The 17,294-nt window shown below is 60.4% G+C and carries 11 protein-coding genes, 2 tRNA genes and 1 pseudogene; 10 read left to right on the top strand and 4 right to left on the bottom strand.

Annotated features, from left to right (window positions below):
• Positions 1 to 33: 33 nt before the first annotated feature.
• The 4 genes from PMI29_RS23895 to PMI29_RS23910 all read right to left on the bottom strand — a co-directional run bounded on the left by PMI29_RS23895 (position 34) and on the right by PMI29_RS23910 (position 3,259).
• Positions 34 to 1,599: an ABC transporter permease gene (locus PMI29_RS23895; protein ID WP_007995010.1), complete on the bottom strand. Its 1,566-nt coding sequence runs from the start codon at positions 1,597 to 1,599 to the stop codon at positions 34 to 36.
• A complete protein-coding gene (locus PMI29_RS23900) occupies positions 1,599 to 2,609 on the bottom strand; it encodes an extracellular solute-binding protein (RefSeq protein ID WP_007995009.1) in 1,011 nt (336 codons plus the stop codon). The genes PMI29_RS23895 and PMI29_RS23900 overlap by 1 nt, the downstream gene beginning before the upstream one ends.
• Positions 2,610 to 2,918: 309 nt before the next feature.
• A tRNA-Leu gene (locus tag PMI29_RS23905) sits at positions 2,919 to 3,005 on the bottom strand.
• Between the two features lie 167 nt (positions 3,006 to 3,172).
• Positions 3,173 to 3,259 (bottom strand) — tRNA-Leu (locus tag PMI29_RS23910).
• 225 nt (positions 3,260 to 3,484) lie between these two features.
• Between PMI29_RS23910 and rnr the strand changes: the two genes are divergently transcribed.
• The 10 genes and pseudogenes from rnr to PMI29_RS23960 all read left to right on the top strand — a co-directional run.
• Positions 3,485 to 6,112 carry a ribonuclease R gene (gene rnr / locus PMI29_RS23915; RefSeq protein WP_007995006.1) on the top strand — a complete coding sequence of 876 codons (2,628 nt, stop codon included), beginning with the start codon at positions 3,485 to 3,487 and terminating at the stop codon, positions 6,110 to 6,112.
• Entirely contained in the window at positions 6,109 to 6,876 is a 768-nt protein-coding gene (rlmB, locus tag PMI29_RS23920) for a 23S rRNA (guanosine(2251)-2'-O)-methyltransferase RlmB (RefSeq protein WP_007995003.1), read from the top strand. The genes rnr and rlmB overlap by 4 nt, the downstream gene beginning before the upstream one ends.
• A 306-nt stretch (positions 6,877 to 7,182) precedes the next feature.
• On the top strand, positions 7,183 to 7,605 hold the full coding sequence (rpsF, locus tag PMI29_RS23925; protein WP_007982042.1) for a 30S ribosomal protein S6: 423 nt from the start codon (positions 7,183 to 7,185) through the stop codon (positions 7,603 to 7,605).
• 28 nt (positions 7,606 to 7,633) lie between these two features.
• Positions 7,634 to 7,864: a 30S ribosomal protein S18 gene (gene rpsR / locus PMI29_RS23930; RefSeq protein WP_002551829.1), complete on the top strand. Its 231-nt coding sequence runs from the start codon at positions 7,634 to 7,636 to the stop codon at positions 7,862 to 7,864.
• A 36-nt stretch (positions 7,865 to 7,900) separates the two neighbouring features.
• Positions 7,901 to 8,794 (top strand): hypothetical protein, encoded by an 894-nt coding sequence (locus PMI29_RS23935; protein WP_007995001.1) that lies wholly within the window; start codon positions 7,901 to 7,903, stop codon positions 8,792 to 8,794.
• Between the two features lie 19 nt (positions 8,795 to 8,813).
• Complete coding sequence (rplI, locus tag PMI29_RS23940) at positions 8,814 to 9,260, top strand: 50S ribosomal protein L9 (RefSeq protein ID WP_007973276.1); 447 nt, start codon at positions 8,814 to 8,816, stop codon at positions 9,258 to 9,260.
• A gap of 121 nt (positions 9,261 to 9,381) precedes the next feature.
• Positions 9,382 to 10,779, top strand: a complete 1,398-nt coding sequence (dnaB, locus tag PMI29_RS23945; RefSeq protein WP_007982038.1) for a replicative DNA helicase — start codon at positions 9,382 to 9,384, stop codon at positions 10,777 to 10,779.
• A 188-nt stretch (positions 10,780 to 10,967) separates the two neighbouring features.
• Positions 10,968 to 13,271 (top strand): YgiQ family radical SAM protein, encoded by a 2,304-nt coding sequence (locus PMI29_RS23950; RefSeq protein ID WP_007994999.1) that lies wholly within the window; start codon positions 10,968 to 10,970, stop codon positions 13,269 to 13,271.
• Between the two features lie 377 nt (positions 13,272 to 13,648).
• Positions 13,649 to 16,924, top strand: coding sequence for a transglutaminase family protein (locus PMI29_RS23955; RefSeq protein WP_007994997.1), 3,276 nt, complete (start codon positions 13,649 to 13,651; stop codon positions 16,922 to 16,924).
• Positions 16,925 to 17,012: 88 nt separating this feature from the next.
• Positions 17,013 to 17,294: pseudogene (locus PMI29_RS23960) on the top strand (circularly permuted type 2 ATP-grasp protein); the annotation flags it as partial.

Raw genomic sequence — 17,294 nt, 5'->3', positions numbered from 1 at the left:
CCTGTGGGAGCGGGCTTGCCCGCGATGGCAATCTCAGCGACTCAGATACATCCGGGTCGTAAGCAGATAGACCGGCAACCCCGACACTAATATCAACAACGCCGCATAAGGCGCCGCCGCCGCAAATTCAACATTCGCGGTATGCGCCCAGACTTCCGTTGCCAGGGTGTTCAGCCCGGTGGGGCTCAACAGCAAGGTTGCCGTCAGTTCCTTCATCGCATCCAGGAATACCAGTGCAAAAGCCGCGCCCAGTGCCGGGAAAATAATCGGCAGTGTCACTCGGCAGAAAGCGCTGAATGATGATGCGCCCAGTGTACGAGCCGCTTCCTCGAGTTGCGGCGCTGCCTTGTTCAGGGCGGTGCGGATCGGCGCCTGGGCCAACGGCAGAAACAGCAGGGCATAGGCGATCAGCAGCAATGCGGACGTCTGGTAAAGCATCGGCACGTAGTGCAAGGCGAAGTACACCAGGGTCAGCGCAATCACCAGCCCCGGCAGGGCGTGCAGCAGATACGGCAAACGCTCGGCCCAGATCGCCAGTTGACCTTTGTAGCGCACGACCAACAGGCCAACCGGCACCGCCAGTACCAGGCACAGCGCTGCGCCACCCAGTGACAGTGCGAGGGATGACAGCAGTGCCTCGCCGATTGCCGCCACGGGAAAGGCGGCCGAGGATCCCACCGCCAGCCAGTAGGCCAGCATGCCGAGCGGTATCCCGCTACCGATGATTGCCAGCAGCAGGCAATAAAGCTGTCCCGCCACTGCCCACGGTCCCAGTTGCACCTGCTCGGCATTGCGCGCCGCGCCTTGGCCGGTGCGCACATGTCGGCCTTTGCCGCGTACGCGCAATTCCAGCCATAGCAGCATCAGGCACAGCGCCAACAGTACCGCTGAAAGCATCGCCGCGTTGGCATTACTGAACTCCAGCTCGAACTGCTGATAGATCGCCGTGGTGAAGGTTTGCAGGCCGATGATCGACAAAGCGCCGAACTCCACCAGCATGTGCAGCGCAATCAGCAACGAACCCGCCAGCAGCGAAGGCCAGAGCAGGGGCAGGGTGACGCGGAAAAACACACCCCAGCGATTCTGGCCCAAGGTACGGGCCGACTCTTCCAGGGACGGATCGAGATTGCGCAGGGTCGCCGCCACGGGCAGAAAAATCAGCGGGTATTTGGACAGGCTCATCACCAGGATCGCCCCGCCGAGTCCTTCAAAGTGGGCGCTCAGCGAAACCCAGGTGAAGCTGCTGACAAACGCAGGCACGGCGAACGGCAGGCACAGAATCACCCCCCATACCCGCCGTCCGGAAAGATTGCTGCGTTCCAGTAGCCATGCCAGGGACAAGCCGATCACGCCGCATGTGATGGTAACGCCGAGCATCAGCGCGAGGGTGTTGCGCAGCAGGCCGAATACGTAGGGCCGCCACAGCAGGTGCAAGGCTTCGGCCCAGCCTGCCTGCCAGGCTTTGAGTCCGACATAGGCCAGCGGCAGGAAGCTGAGTACGACCAGCAGCAATACCGGCAACACCAACCCGATCGGCGGACGCTTGCGGCGGGGCGAGTTGTTGCTGCGCAGGCTGGTGGCAGGTAGCGATGCGCTCATCAGTTCAGGCCAACGTCACGTTCCAGATCCAGGGCTTCTTCGGCATTGCCCAGGTCGGCTGGCGTGACTTTCGGTGCTTGCAGCTCGCTGAATGGCTTGAGTCCGCGATCAGACTCCATGCCTTTGTGCAGAGGGTATTCGGCGGTGGTCTGGGTGATCACGCGCTGGCCTTCCTCGCTGGCCATGTAGGCGAGTAATTGCTGGGCTTCTTTGGGGTGTTTGCTGGATTTGAGCACTGCAGCGCTGGAAACGGTGATGAGTCCGCCGACATCGCCGCCAGTGAAGTAATGCAGTTTCGAGTCGAGCTGGCCTTTTTCACGCTGCAGGGCAAACCAGTAGTAGTTGTTGACCAATACGGTGGCCACTTCGCCATTTTCCACGGCTTTCAATGCAACCATGTTGTTGCTGTAGGTCTTGCCGAATGCGCGCAGCCCGGTTAGCCATTCTTCGGCGGCGTCCATGCCGTGCACTTTGATGATCGCGACGGCTTGTTCCTGGAAGGCGCCACTGGTGGGCACAAAGCCGACCTTGCCTTGCCATTTGGGGTTTGAGAATTCCATCACCGAGGTCGGCAGGTCTTTTTCATCGATCAGCTTGGGGTTGTAGGCGACTACGCGCACCCGGGCAGTCACGCCAATCCAGGTGCCATTGCTGGCGACGTATTCCTTGGGCAGAACGGCCAGCGTGGCGTCGTCCGTCTTCGCCAGCAGGCCTTGTTCGCCAAGTTTGTTCAGTGGCGGCGATTCTTCGGTGTAGATCACGTCCGCGGGGGAGCGATCGCCTTCTTCGACGACCTGGCTGGCGAGCTGGTTGCTGCTGCCTTTGCGCACATTGACGTGGATGCCGGTCTTGGCTTCGAAGGCTTTGGCGACCGCGTCGCCGACTTCTTTGTGCTGGCCATTGTAGAGGGTCAGGGCAACCGGATCGGCGGCTTGGGTGAGGGGAGTGGCGAGTGCCAGGCCGAGCAGGGTGACGGTCAAGCCGCGGCGCAGGGTATTTCGAAGCATCATTCGCAGGGTTCCTCACTGTCGCATTGCAAAAACTTGCAACAATGATAAACGATACTGCTTCTCAAATGCGCCTTGCGGGTTGGATTTGCTTTTGGTACGGGCTGCCGATGACCCTGTAGGAGCGAGCCTGCTCGCGATGGTCTCCAACGATAACACGGGGTGCCTGCATGCCAGTGTTGTCTGGGCGTGCATCGCGAGCAGGCTCGCTCCTACAGAAGGGCGGTAGAGAACATTTCTGGATGCCGGAAACGCAAAAACCCGCTTTCGCGGGTTTTTGTGAAATTCAAGGCCGTAACCTTGAACTTGAATTGGTGCCCAGAAGAAGACTCGAACTTCCACGACCGTAAGGTCACCAGCACCTGAAGCTGGCGTGTCTACCAATTTCACCATCTGGGCAATCATCTTCAGCGTTGCCGCTGTTGATGTGGCGAACTATACGGAGAGCGTTTTGATCTGTAAACCCCTGATTTTAAAATTAATAAACCAGGGGCCAAAAATGCAAAAACCCGCTTTCGCGGGTTTTTGTGTGAGCCTTGAAATTGATCTAATCTCAAACTCGAAATTGGTGCCCAGAAGAAGACTCGAACTTCCACGACCGTAAGGTCACCAGCACCTGAAGCTGGCGTGTCTACCAATTTCACCATCTGGGCAGTATCGGCAGCGTTGTCCGTCGTCGATGGCGCGCACTATACGGAGCGTCTTTTTAACTGTAAACCCCCGACATTAAAAAAACCTGAAAAATTTCGTCAGCGGTCTTCAAAACAGCTTTGCGGTGTCGATACAGGGCTTTAGATGGGTCGTCTTAGCTTGAAATTTCCCGTTTCATTACGCCTATGCCAAACTAACCCGCATATAGACAAGGTGAAAACTCTCTAATGGCCGATTGGCAGTCCCTCGATCCCGAGGCCGCTCGTGAAGCGGAAAAATATGAAAACCCTATTCCTAGCCGCGAACTGATCCTTCAGCACCTTGCTGATCGGGGTTCGCCTGCTAACCGCGAGCAGCTGGTCGAAGAGTTTGGTCTGACCACGGAAGACCAGATCGAAGCCCTGCGCCGCCGCCTGCGCGCCATGGAGCGCGATGCTCAACTCATCTATACCCGTCGCGGCACTTATGCGCCGGTGGACAAGCTCGACCTGATCCTGGGTCGCATCAGCGGTCACCGTGATGGCTTCGGCTTCCTGGTGCCGGACGACGGCAGTGACGATCTGTTCATGAGCCCGGCGCAGATGCGTCTGGTGTTCGACGGTGACCGTGCCCTGGCGCGTGTTTCCGGTCTGGATCGCCGCGGTCGCCGTGAAGGCATGATCGTTGAAGTGGTGTCCCGCGCTCACGAAACCATCGTCGGTCGCTACTTCGAAGAGGGCGGCATCGGTTTCGTCGTTGCCGACAATCCGAAGATCCAGCAGGAAGTGCTGGTGACGCCGGGCCGTAATGCCAACGCGCAGATCGGTCAGTTCGTCGAAGTGAAGATCACTCACTGGCCGACGCCACGCTTTCAGCCGCAAGGCGACGTGGTCGAGGTGGTGGGCAACTACATGGCGCCGGGCATGGAGATCGACGTCGCCCTGCGTACCTATGACATTCCTCACGTCTGGCCTGACGCCGTGCTCAAGGAAGCCGGCAAGCTCAAGCCGGAAGTCGAAGAGAAAGACAAAGAAAAGCGCATCGACCTGCGTCATCTGCCGTTCGTCACCATCGACGGCGAAGATGCTCGCGACTTCGACGATGCGGTCTACTGCGAAGCCCGTCCGGGCAAGCTGCGTCTGTTCTCGGGTGGCTGGAAGCTGTACGTGGCGATTGCCGACGTATCCAGCTACGTAAAACTCGGTTCGGCACTGGATGCCGAAGCGCAGGTTCGCGGTAACTCGGTGTACTTCCCCGAGCGCGTGATCCCGATGCTGCCCGAGCAGCTGTCCAACGGCCTGTGCTCGCTGAACCCGCAAGTCGATCGTCTGGCCATGGTCTGCGAGATGACCATCTCCAAATCCGGTGAAATGACCGACTACTGCTTCTACGAAGCGGTGATCCACTCCCATGCGCGCCTGACCTACAACAAGGTCAGCGCGATGCTGGAAACGCCGAAAGCCACCGAAGCGCGCAAGCTGCGCGGCGAATACACCGACGTGGTGCCGCACCTCAAGCAGCTGTACTCGCTGTACAAGGTATTGCTGGCCGCTCGTCACGTGCGTGGCGCGATCGATTTCGAAACCCAGGAAACCCGGATCATCTTCGGTTCCGAGCGCAAGATTGCCGAAATCCGTCCGACTATACGTAACGACGCGCACAAGCTGATCGAGGAATGCATGCTGGCGGCCAACGTGGCCACCGCCGAGTTCCTGAAAAAGCACGAAATTCCTGCGTTGTACCGCGTCCACGATGGTCCGCCGCCGGAGCGCCTGGAAAAGCTGCGCGCCTTCCTCGGCGAACTTGGCCTGTCCCTGCACAAAGGCAAGGACGGTCCGTCGCCGAAGGATTACCAGGCGTTGCTGGCTGGTATCAAGGATCGTCCGGATTTCCACCTGATCCAGACCGTCATGCTGCGTTCGTTGAGCCAGGCGGTGTACAGCGCCGATAACCAGGGCCACTTCGGCCTGAATTACGAGGCGTACACGCACTTCACTTCGCCGATCCGTCGCTACCCGGACTTGCTCACGCACCGAGCGATTCGCAGCGTGATCCATTCGAAGCAGAACACCCCGCACGTTCGCCGTGCCGGTGCGATGACCATTCCGAAGGCGCGCATCTATCCGTATGACGAAGCGGCCCTGGAGCAGCTCGGCGAGCAGTGCTCGATGAGCGAGCGCCGTGCCGACGAAGCGACCCGCGACGTAGTGAACTGGCTCAAGTGCGAGTTCATGAAAGACCGCGTGGGCGAATCGTTCCCGGGCGTGATCACTGCAGTGACCGGTTTTGGTCTGTTCGTCGAGCTGACCGACATCTACGTCGAGGGCCTGGTGCATGTCACCGCGCTGCCGGGCGATTACTACCACTTCGATCCTGTGCACCACCGCCTGGCCGGTGAGCGTACCGGTCGCAGCTTCCGCCTCGGCGATACCGTGGAAGTGCGGGTCATGCGCGTCGACCTCGACGAGCGCAAGATCGACTTCGAGATGGCCGAAAAAACCATCAGCGCGCCGATTGGCCGCAAGAAGCGCGGTGCCGAAACCACAGCGCCTGCCGCGAAAATCGAGGCAGAACCGGCCCCGACGAAAACCGGTCGTCGTCCTGCCAAGGAAAAGGCTGTCGAGGCCTATCGTCCGAGCGATGCGGCGGCGAAAAACGCCGAAGTACGCAAAAGTCGTGAAATGAAACAGGCGTTGCTGGCCGGTGCGAAAAACGGCGGTAAAGCGGCGTCTGCGGGAAAGACCAGTCGGTCGGCGCCTGACAAGGCCGTCGGCGGCAAGCCAGCCAAACCGAGCAAACATCGTAAAGGCCCGCCAAAAGCGGGCTCGGCTCCAGCCAAGAGTGGCGGGGCGCGTAAACCTAAGGCCAAGCCATGAGTCAGTTGGAAAAGATCTACGGCGTCCATGCTGTAGAAGCGTTGTTGCGTCACCACCCGAAACGCGTCAAGCAGATCTGGCTGGCCGAAGGCCGCAATGATCCTCGGGTCCAGACGCTGATTGAGCTGGCCAACGAAAACCGGGTCCAGGTCGGCCAGGCCGAGCGCCGCGAAATGGACGCCTGGGTTGAAGGCGTGCACCAGGGCGTGGTGGCGGACGTGAGTCCGAGCCAGGTCTGGGGTGAGGCGATGCTCGACGAGCTGCTCGATCGCACTGAAGGCGCTCCGTTGTTGCTGGTGCTCGACGGCGTGACCGATCCGCACAACCTCGGCGCCTGCTTGCGTTCTGCCGATGCGGCGGGCGCACTGGCCGTGATTGTGCCGAAAGACAAGTCGGCTACCCTGACGCCGGTTGTGCGAAAAATCGCCTGCGGTGCTGCGGAAGTGATTCCGCTGGTTGCCGTGACCAACCTGGCGCGTACCCTGGAAAAGCTCCAGCAGCGCGGCTTGTGGGTTGTCGGTACGGCCGGTGAGGCTGAGGTCAGTCTGTATGACCAGGATCTGACCGGTCCGACCATCCTGATCATGGGTGCCGAAGGCAAGGGCATGCGTCGCCTGACCCGCGAGCATTGCGACTACCTGGTGAACCTGCCTATGGCTGGTAGCGTCAGCAGTCTCAACGTTTCGGTGGCGACGGGTGTCTGCCTGTTCGAAGCGCAGCGTCAGCGTAGCGTCAAGGCCAAGGCTGCTGCCAAGAAGTCCTGATCCAGTTGCAGTCCCTGTGGGAGCGAGCTTGCTCGCGAAAGCGGAGTAACATTCAGCAAAGATGTTGAATGTCGTACCGCATTCGCGGGCAAGCCCGCTCCCACAGTGTTTTGCGGTGTGGCATGAATTTGGTGGCTGTTCAAATAATCACCAATTACCTTGCGCCTCTCTCGCCCCTTCTCTACAATTGCGCCCCTTGCTGTGATGGCAGGCACCAACGTGTCTAGCGTCCGCAAGTCCATAAGTGTCATTCACTCCTTGTCTGACCGCTTTTGAGCGGCAGGCTACAACCCGTAAGGAGCATTCATGCGTCATTACGAAATCATCTTTTTGGTCCACCCGGATCAAAGCGAGCAAGTCGGCGGCATGGTTGAGCGTTACACCAAGCTGATCGAAGAAGACGGCGGCAAAATCCACCGTCTGGAAGATTGGGGCCGTCGTCAACTGGCCTACGCAATCAACAATGTTCACAAGGCTCACTACGTGATGCTGAACGTTGAGTGCACTGGCAAGGCCCTGGCCGAGCTGGAAGACAACTTCCGCTACAACGATGCAGTGATCCGTAACCTGGTCATCCGTCGCGACGAAGCCGTTACCGGCCAGTCCGAGATGCTCAAGGCTGAAGAAAACCGCAGTGAGCGCCGTGAGCGTCGCGACCGTCCTGAGCACGAAGGCGCTGAAAGCGTTGACAGTGATGACAGCGACAACAGCGATAACGCTGACGAGTAATCCACGGACCTTTTAAGGAGCCTATCAAATGGCACGTTTCTTCCGTCGTCGTAAATTCTGCCGCTTCACCGCTGAAGACGTGAAAGAGATCGATTACAAAGATCTCAACACTCTGAAAGCCTACGTATCCGAGACCGGCAAAATCGTTCCAAGCCGCATCACCGGTACCAAAGCTCGTTATCAGCGTCAGCTGGCCACCGCTATCAAGCGCGCCCGCTTCCTGGCCCTGCTGGCCTACACCGACAGCCACGGCCGCTGAGACCGGGCAGTCGACACGTAGCAAAGGATTGAATGCATGCGGGCCATAGCTGAGTTCATCATGCGCGGCCGTATGCAGGCCACTCTGGTAGTGGCTGGATGCGCGGCGATGCCGTTGTTTTATTGGTTGGGTGCCGCCGCCGGATGCCTTGTGCTCCTGCGGCGCGGATTGAGGGACGCCTTGGGCGTTCTTGCTCTGGGACTGCTGCCGGCGTTGATCTGGTGGCTTTACTCCGACGACCCACGGGCACTTCTGGTGCTGCTGGGGTCTGCGAGCCTTGCGTTGGTTTTGCGCGCAAGCGAGTCCTGGAACCGCGTGCTGCTGGTCAGCATAGCGATGGGAGTGGTGTTTTCAGTGGTGTTGGGGACAGCTTTTGCTCCCCAGATCGAGATGCTGGCGCAGGCTTTGATCAAAGTCATGCCGTCGCTACTCGGTGATGTCTACCAGAAGTTGTCGGTAGACGAACAAGCGCGTTTCGCGTCCCTGATTGCACCGGTCCTGACCGGCCTGATTGCGGCGTTGTTGCAAATCGTCAGCTTGCTGAGCCTGCTTGTCGGGCGCTACTGGCAGGCGTTGTTGTACAACCCGGGCGGTTTTGGTCGCGAGTTTCGCGCCATCCGCTTCCCGCTGTTGCCGGCGATGTTGCTGCTGGCGTGCATGCTTCTGGGGCCGAACATCGGTCCACAGATGGCCATGTTGACGCCGTTGTGCAGCGTACCGCTGGTGTTCGCCGGGCTGGCCCTGATTCACGGGCTGGTGGCGCAGAAGCGACTGGCCAGGTTCTGGCTGGTGGGGTTGTACGTGACGCTGTTGCTGTTCATGCAACTGATCTATCCGTTGCTGGTGGTCCTGGCCATCGTCGACAGCCTGATTGATTTTCGCGGTCGTTCGGCACCGAAAGATGCCGATAACGCGAACGGTGAAGGTTAAAAGTTAAGAGGATTTTCACATGCAACTGATCCTTCTGGAAAAAGTCACCAACCTGGGCAACCTGGGTGACAAAGTGAACGTTAAGGCTGGTTACGGTCGTAACTACCTGCTGCCTTACGGCAAAGCTACCGCTGCGACCCCAGCCAACCTGGCTGCGTTCGAAGAGCGTCGCGCTGAGCTGGAAAAAGCTGCAGCAGATCGCAAAGCATCGGCTGAAAGCCGCGCTGCCCAACTGGCCGAGCTGGAAGTGACCATCACTGCCACCGCTGGCGACGAAGGCAAGCTGTTCGGTTCGATCGGTACTCACGACATCGCTGACGCACTGACCGCCTCCGGCGTTGAAGTGCAGAAGAGCGAAGTTCGTCTGCCGAACGGCACCATCCGCAACGTAGGCGAATTCGACGTAGCCGTGCACCTGCACGCCGAAGTTGAAGCCACCGTACGCGTTGTCGTGGTAGCAGCTTAAGCAGCACTTGTCGGCTGGCACCCTCGGGTGCTTGCCGGTAACATCGGGCACGATCCTGTTTACAGGTCGTGCCCTTTGTCTTTCTGGCATCCCAGTTTTTAAATTCTGATTCCAAGTGGCCATGAACGAAATCTCCGCTCCCGAGCAATACGATCTGCAAACTGCCGCGCTGAAAGTGCCGCCGCATTCCATCGAGGCCGAACAGGCCGTGCTCGGTGGTCTGATGCTGGACAACAACGCCTGGGAGCGCGTGCTCGATCAAGTCTCCGACGGTGATTTCTATCGACATGACCACCGCCTGATCTTCCGCGCGATCGCCAAACTGGCCGATCAGAACATGCCGATCGACGTCGTGACCCTGTCCGAGCAACTGGACAAGGAAGGCCAGACCTCGCAAGTCGGCGGCCTCGGCTATCTCGGCGAGCTGGCGAAAAACACCCCGTCCGTCGCCAACATCAAGGCCTATGCCCAGATCGTTCGCGAGCGGGCGACGCTGCGCCAGTTGATCGGCATCAGCACCGAAATCGCCGACAGCGCTTTCAACCCGGAAGGCCGCACCGCCGCCGAAATTCTCGACGAGGCCGAGCGGCAGATCTTCCAGATTGCCGAGGCCCGACCGAAAACCGGTGGCCCGGTGGGCGTCAACGACCTGCTGACCAAAGCCATCGACCGTATCGACACCCTGTTCAACACCGACAACGCCATCACCGGCCTGTCCACCGGCTATACCGACCTCGACGAGAAAACCAGCGGCCTGCAACCGGCCGACCTGATCATCGTTGCAGGCCGTCCGTCCATGGGTAAAACCACCTTTGCGATGAACCTGGTGGAAAACGCCGTGTTGCGCAGCGAGAAGGCTGTCCTGGTTTACTCCCTCGAGATGCCAGGCGAATCGCTGATCATGCGTATGCTGTCTTCCCTTGGCCGCATCGACCAGACCAAGGTGCGTTCCGGTCAGTTGGAAGACGACGACTGGCCGCGCCTGACTTCGGCGGTCAACCTGCTCAACGACCGCAAGCTGTTCATCGACGATACCGCCGGCATCAGCCCGTCGGAAATGCGCGCCCGGACCCGCCGCCTGGTGCGTGAACACGGCGATGTCGGCCTGATCATGATCGACTACCTGCAATTGATGCAGATTCCGGGTTCCAGTGGTGACAACCGGACCAACGAGATTTCCGAGATCTCCCGATCCCTGAAAGCCCTGGCCAAGGAATTCAACTGTCCGGTGGTGGCGCTCTCGCAGCTCAACCGTTCCCTGGAACAACGGCCGAACAAGCGCCCGGTGAACTCCGACTTGCGGGAATCCGGAGCGATCGAGCAGGACGCCGACGTGATCATGTTCGTTTACCGTGACGAGGTGTATCACCCGGAAACCGAGCACAAGGGCATCGCCGAAATCATTATCGGCAAGCAGCGGAACGGCCCGATCGGCTTTATCCGCCTGGCCTTTATCGGTAAATACACCCGATTCGAGAACCTGGCGCCGGGTAGCTATAACTTCGACGACGACGAGTAACGTTGTTGTCTCGGCTGGCCACTTCGCGGGCAAGCCCGCTCCCACAGGTACAGCGTCGTCCATGTGGGAGCGAGCTTGCTCGCGAAGGGGGTCACCGCAATTTCCGACCACAGCCGTCGGAATTGGTCAAAATTTGTGCTATATTCCGCGCCCGCGAAATTCAATGAAAGCCAACACCGGTTATCGACATGCAAGCAGCCAAGCCGTTATTTGACTATCCCAAGTACTGGGCCGAATGTTTCGGGCCAGCGCCATTCCTGCCCATGAGCAGGGAGGAGATGGATCAGCTCGGCTGGGATTCCTGCGACATCATCATCGTCACCGGTGATGCATACGTCGATCACCCGTCGTTCGGCATGGCGATCATCGGCCGGCTGCTGGAGTCCCAGGGCTTCCGCGTCGGGATCATTGCCCAGCCGAACTGGCAGTCCAAAGACGACTTCATGAAGCTCGGCGAGCCGAACCTGTTCTTCGGTGTCGCGGCCGGCAACATGGACTCGATGATCAACCGCTACACCGCGGACAAGAAAATTCGTTCCGATGACGCCTACACGCCGGGTGGCCTGGCCGGCAAGCGTCCGGACCGCGCCAGCCTGGTTTACAGCCAGCGCTGCAAGGAAGCCTACAAGCACGTGCCAATCGTGCTCGGTGGCATCGAAGCGTCGCTGCGCCGTATCGCCCACTACGACTACTGGCAGGACCGTGTGCGCAACTCGATCCTGATCGACGCCAGTGCCGACATCCTGCTCTACGGCAACGCCGAGCGCGCGATCGTCGAGGTCGCCCAGCGTCTGTCCTACGGTCACAAGATCGAAGACATCACCGACGTGCGCGGGACCGCGTTCATCCGTCGTGATACCCCGCAAGGCTGGTACGAAGTCGATTCCACGCGCATCGACCGTCCGGGCAAGATCGACAAGATCATCAACCCGTACGTGAACACCCAGGACACCCAGGCCTGCGCCATCGAGCAGGAAAAAGGTCCGGTTGAGGATCCGCAGGAAGCCAAGGTCGTGCAGATCCTCGCCAGCCCGCGCATGACCCGCGACAAGACCGTGATCCGTTTGCCGTCGGTGGAAAAGGTCCGCAACGATGCGGTGCTCTACGCCCACGCCAACCGCGTGTTGCACCTGGAAACCAACCCGGGCAACGCCCGTGCGCTGGTGCAGAAGCATGGCGAAGTGGACGTCTGGTTCAACCCGCCACCGATTCCGATGACCACCGAAGAAATGGACTACGTGTTCGGCATGCCTTATGCGCGCATTCCGCACCCGGCGTACGGCAAGGAGAAGATCCCGGCCTACGACATGATCCGCTTCTCGGTGAACATCATGCGTGGCTGCTTCGGCGGCTGCACCTTCTGCTCGATCACCGAGCACGAAGGGCGGATCATCCAGAACCGTTCCCACGAGTCGATCATTCGCGAAATCGAAGAAATTCGTGACAAGGTTCCTGGTTTTACCGGCGTGATCTCCGACCTTGGTGGCCCGACCGCGAACATGTACCGCATCGCCTGCAAGAGCCCGGAAATCGAATCCGCGTGCCGCAAGCCATCGTGCGTTTTCCCTGGCATCTGCCCGAACCTGAACACCGACCACTCGGCGCTGATCCAGCTGTACCGCAGTGCCCGTGAGTTGCCGGGTGTGAAGAAGATCCTGATCGCTTCCGGCCTGCGCTATGACCTCGCGGTCGAATCGCCGGAGTACGTCAAGGAGCTGGTGACCCACCACGTCGGTGGTTACCTGAAGATCGCCCCGGAACACACCGAGGAAGGTCCGCTCAACCAGATGATGAAACCGGGCATCGGCAGCTATGACAAGTTCAAGCGCATGTTCGAGAAGTACTCCAAGGAAGCCGGTAAAGAGCAGTACCTGATCCCGTACTTCATCGCCGCTCACCCGGGCACCACCGATGAAGACATGATGAACCTGGCCCTGTGGCTCAAGGGCAACGGCTTCCGTGCCGACCAGGTGCAGGCGTTCTACCCGTCGCCGATGGCCACCGCCACCGCGATGTACCACTCGGGCAAGAACCCGCTGCGCAAGGTAACCTACAAGAGTGACGCGGTGACCATCGTCAAGAGCGAAGAGCAGCGCCGTCTGCACAAGGCGTTCTTGCGTTATCACGACCCTAAAGGCTGGCCGATGCTGCGCGAAGCACTGACCCGCATGGGCCGCGCCGACCTGATCGGGCCGGGCAAGAACCAGTTGATTCCGTTGCATCAGCCATCGACTGACAGCTACCAGAGCGCCCGCCGCAAGAACTCGACGCCAGCCGGCAGCCACAAGGTTGCAGGGGAAAAGACCACCAAGATCCTGACCCAGCACACCGGCCTGCCACCACGTGCCAGCGATGGCGGTAACCCGTGGGACAAGCGCGAACAGGCCAAGGCTGCGGCATTTGCGCGCAACCAGCAAGCGGCCAAGGAACGCAAGGACGCGGCCAAGGGTAAAGGCCCCAAGCCGACCCGCAAGCCGGTCGTGCCGCGCTGAGCCTCGCTTGAGCTGAACAGAACGCCAACCTTCGGGTTGGCGTTTTGCATTCCAGGCTTGAAAGGTATGTGAGGGCTGCCGGCCTCTTCGTCGGAACGCCGCCCGGAGCAAGCCCGCTCCCACAGGTTTAGAGGCGTTCGCAAAATTTATATTCGACTCGGACACTGTGGGAGCGGGCTTGCTCGCGAAGGGGCCGACTCAGGCGACGACTTCGTAGCTGGCTGCCACATATACGTGCAATCGCCTTCAATCATTTTCCTGCATCGCCCGATTTTGGTGCTGTACTGCCTCCAATAATCGAAGAAAGCGCCAGCGCTGCTGGATGGCATAAGTCTTGCGCGCTTTCCCATACGCTCAAGGCTCGCAGGAGGCACGCCGTGTCGATTCATGTCGCATTGCACCACGTCACGCATTACCGCTATGACCGGGCTGTCGAGCTCGGCCCGCAGATTGTTCGCCTGCGCCCAGCCGCTCACAGCCGCACGCGGATTCTGTCCTATGCGCTGAAAGTCTCCCCCGAACAGCACTTCATCAACTGGCAGCAGGACCCCCAGGGCAATTACCTGGCGCGCCTGGTGTTTCCGGAAAAAACCGATGAATTGCGAATTGAAGTCGACCTGCTGGCAGAAATGGCGATCTTCAATCCGTTTGACTTCTTCCTTGAGCCCTACGCGGAAAAGATTCCCTTCACTTATGCCGTGGATGAGCGCAAGGAGCTGGCGCCGTACCTGGAAACGTTGCCGCTGACGCCGAAGTTCAAGGCTTATCTGGACGGCATCGACCGCACCCCATTGCCCGCCGTGGACTTTCTCGTCGCGCTCAATCAGCGCCTGAGCGAAGACATCGACTACCTGATTCGCATGGAGCCCGGCGTACAAACGCCTGAACATACCCTCGAACAGGCTTCCGGTTCGTGCCGCGATTCCGCCTGGTTGCTGGTGCAACTGCTGCGCAACCTGGGACTGGCGGCGCGTTTCGTGTCGGGCTACCTGATCCAGCTGACCGCCGACGTCAAAAGTCTCGACGGCCCATCGGGCACTGAAGTGGATTTCACCGACCTGCACGCCTGGTGCGAGGTTTACTTGCCCGGAGCGGGCTGGATTGGCCTGGACGCGACATCCGGGTTGTTTGCCGGTGAAGGGCATATTCCGTTGGCCTGTAGTCCCGATCCGTCCTCTGCGGCGCCGATCAGTGGCCTGGTGGAACCGTGCGAGTGCGAATTCAGCCACGAAATGTCCGTGGAGCGGATTTGGGAGGCGCCACGGGTCACCAAGCCCTACACCGACGACCAGTGGCTGGCGATTCAGGCCCTGGGGCGGCAGATCGATGCCGACCTGCTGGAAGGCGATGTGCGCCTGACCATGGGCGGCGAACCGACCTTTGTGTCCATCGATGACCCGGACGGCGCCGAGTGGAACACCGCCGCACTGGGGCCGGATAAACGACGCTTGTCCGCCGAACTGTTCCAGCGCATGCGCAAGCACTACGCGCCCAATGGTCTGGTGCATTTCGGACAGGGCAAGTGGTATCCCGGCGAGCAGTTGCCGCGCTGGTCGCTCAATTGCTACTGGCGCCGTGACGGCGTGCCGATCTGGCACAACAGCGCGCTGATCGCCGACGAGCAAGAGGACTACGGCGCCACAGGCGAACTGGCCGGACGTTTCCTGGCGAGCGTTGCCGAACGCCTGAAAATTCCGACACGCTTTGTGTTTCCGGCCTACGAAGACAATTTTTATTACCTCTGGCGCGAAGGGATGTTGCCGCAGAACGTCAGCGCCGAAGACTCACGTCTGGAAGAACCGCTGGAGCGTGCGCGTCTGCGTAAAGTCTTCAGTCAGGGTTTGGACAAGGTGATTGGCCAGGTCCTGCCGCTGGCACGCACCACCAAGGGTGATCAGTGGCAGAGCGGACGCTGGTATCTGCGCGATGAGCACTGCCGCCTGGTACCGGGGGATTCGCCGCTAGGGTATCGCTTGCCGTTGGGTTCGCAGCCCTGGGTGAAAGCGGCGGAGTATCCGTTCATTCATCCGCAGGACCCGAACCAGGACTTCCCGCCGCTGCCCGACACTGCACAACTACAGAGCCACAGCGCTTCTGCCGAGGTGCAAGAGCGGGCGCCAGACATCGACGAGTCCGCCGACTGGCTGACCCGCACCGCGTTCTGCGCCGAAGCCCGGGAAGGCCGGTTGTACCTGTTCATGCCGCCGCTGGAGCGGGTCGAGGATTACCTCGAACTGGTCGCCGCCATTGAGGCCACCGCGCAAGAGCTGCTGTGCCCGGTATTGCTGGAGGGCTACGAGCCGCCGAGCGATCCGCGCTTGAGCAACTTCCGCATCACTCCGGACCCGGGGGTGATCGAGGTCAACGTGCAGCCGTCCGCGACCTGGGATGAATTGGTCGAGCGCACCGAGTTTCTCTACGAAGAAGCGCGCCAGACCCGCCTGACCACCGAGAAATTCATGATCGACGGCCGGCACACCGGCACGGGCGGTGGTAATCATTTCGTGCTGGGTGGGGCGACACCGGGTGACTCGCCGTTTCTGCGTCGTCCGGATCTACTGCGCAGCCTGATCAGCTACTGGCATAACCACCCGTCCTTGTCCTACCTGTTTTCCGGATTGTTCATCGGCCCGACGTCCCAGGCGCCCCGCGTCGATGAAGCGCGCAACGATGCCTTGTACGAACTGGAAATCGCGTTTGCGCAGATGCCGGAACCGGGTGAGGCATGTCCGCCATGGTTGGTGGATCGGCTGCTGCGCAATCTGCTGATCGATGTGACCGGCAACACCCACCGCGCCGAATTTTGCATCGACAAACTTTATTCGCCGGACGGTGCCACCGGGCGCCTCGGATTGCTGGAGCTGCGTGCGTTCGAGATGCCGCCCCACGCGCGCATGAGCCTGGCGCAACAATTGTTGCTGCGGGCGCTGGTGGCGCGGTTCTGGCGCGAGCCCTATGCACCGACGAAGCTGGCGCGCTGGGGCACGGAGCTGCACGATCGCTTCCTGTTGCCGCACTTCATCGAACAGGACTTCGCTGACGTCATCGTCGACCTCAACGCCGCCGGTTATGCGGTGCGGGCCGAATGGTTCGCCGCGCATCTGGAGTTCCGTTTTCCCAAGGTTGGCGACTACGCCGTCAGTGGTATTGCGCTGGAACTGCGCCAGGCGCTCGAGCCTTGGCACGTGCTGGGCGAAGAGGGCGCCATGGGCGGTACGGTGCGTTACGTGGATTCGTCGCTGGAGCGTTTGCAGGTCAAGCTCAGCGGCTTGCCGCCCCAGCGTTATCTGCTGACCTGCAATGGCATCCCGGTGCCATTGCAACCCACGGGGCGGGTCGGCGAGTTCGTGGCCGGCGTGCGTTTTCGTGCCTGGCAACCGGCCAACTGCCTGCAACCGACCATCCCGGTCCACGCGCCCCTGGTGTTCGACTTGCTCGATACCTGGATGCAGCGTTCGCTGGGCGGCTGCCAGTATCACGTCGCCCACCCGGGCGGACGCAATTACGACAGCTTGCCGGTCAATGCCAACGAGGCCGAAAGTCGGCGGATGGCGCGTTTCTTCCGCATCGGGCACACACCGGGAAAACTTCCTGTCCCGATTCTGGAAATTAACGACGAGCTGCCGATGACACTCGATTTGCGACGTTTCTAAACCGTACGCGACGCTCGGATTTTTCGTATATCCGGGTGTCACGAGCCTGCGTTAGTCTGACCGTTCATTGCTGTATGCCGAGCTTTCCATGCCTGACCTGCTAGACCGCTACCCGCTGACGGCGGGCACCTATCACGAACTGCTCGACGACAGTGGCGCCGTGCGCCCGCACTGGCGCCGGCTGTTCGAGCAGTTGCAACGCAGCACGCCGGCGCAACTGGTGCAGCGCCAGGCCCTGCTGACCCGGCAAATCCAGGAAAACGGCGTCACCTACAACGTCTATGCCGACCCCAAGGGCGCTGACCGGCCATGGGAGCTGGATCTGCTGCCGCATATCATTGCCGCCGATGAGTGGGAGCGCCTGGCGGCC

The sequence above is a fragment of the Pseudomonas sp. GM49 genome (assembly GCF_000282355.1).
In the GTDB taxonomy this organism is placed as follows: domain Bacteria; phylum Pseudomonadota; class Gammaproteobacteria; order Pseudomonadales; family Pseudomonadaceae; genus Aquipseudomonas.
The sequence above is the reverse complement of the archived record's forward strand: the minus strand, read 5'-3'. Positions and strand labels throughout refer to the sequence as shown.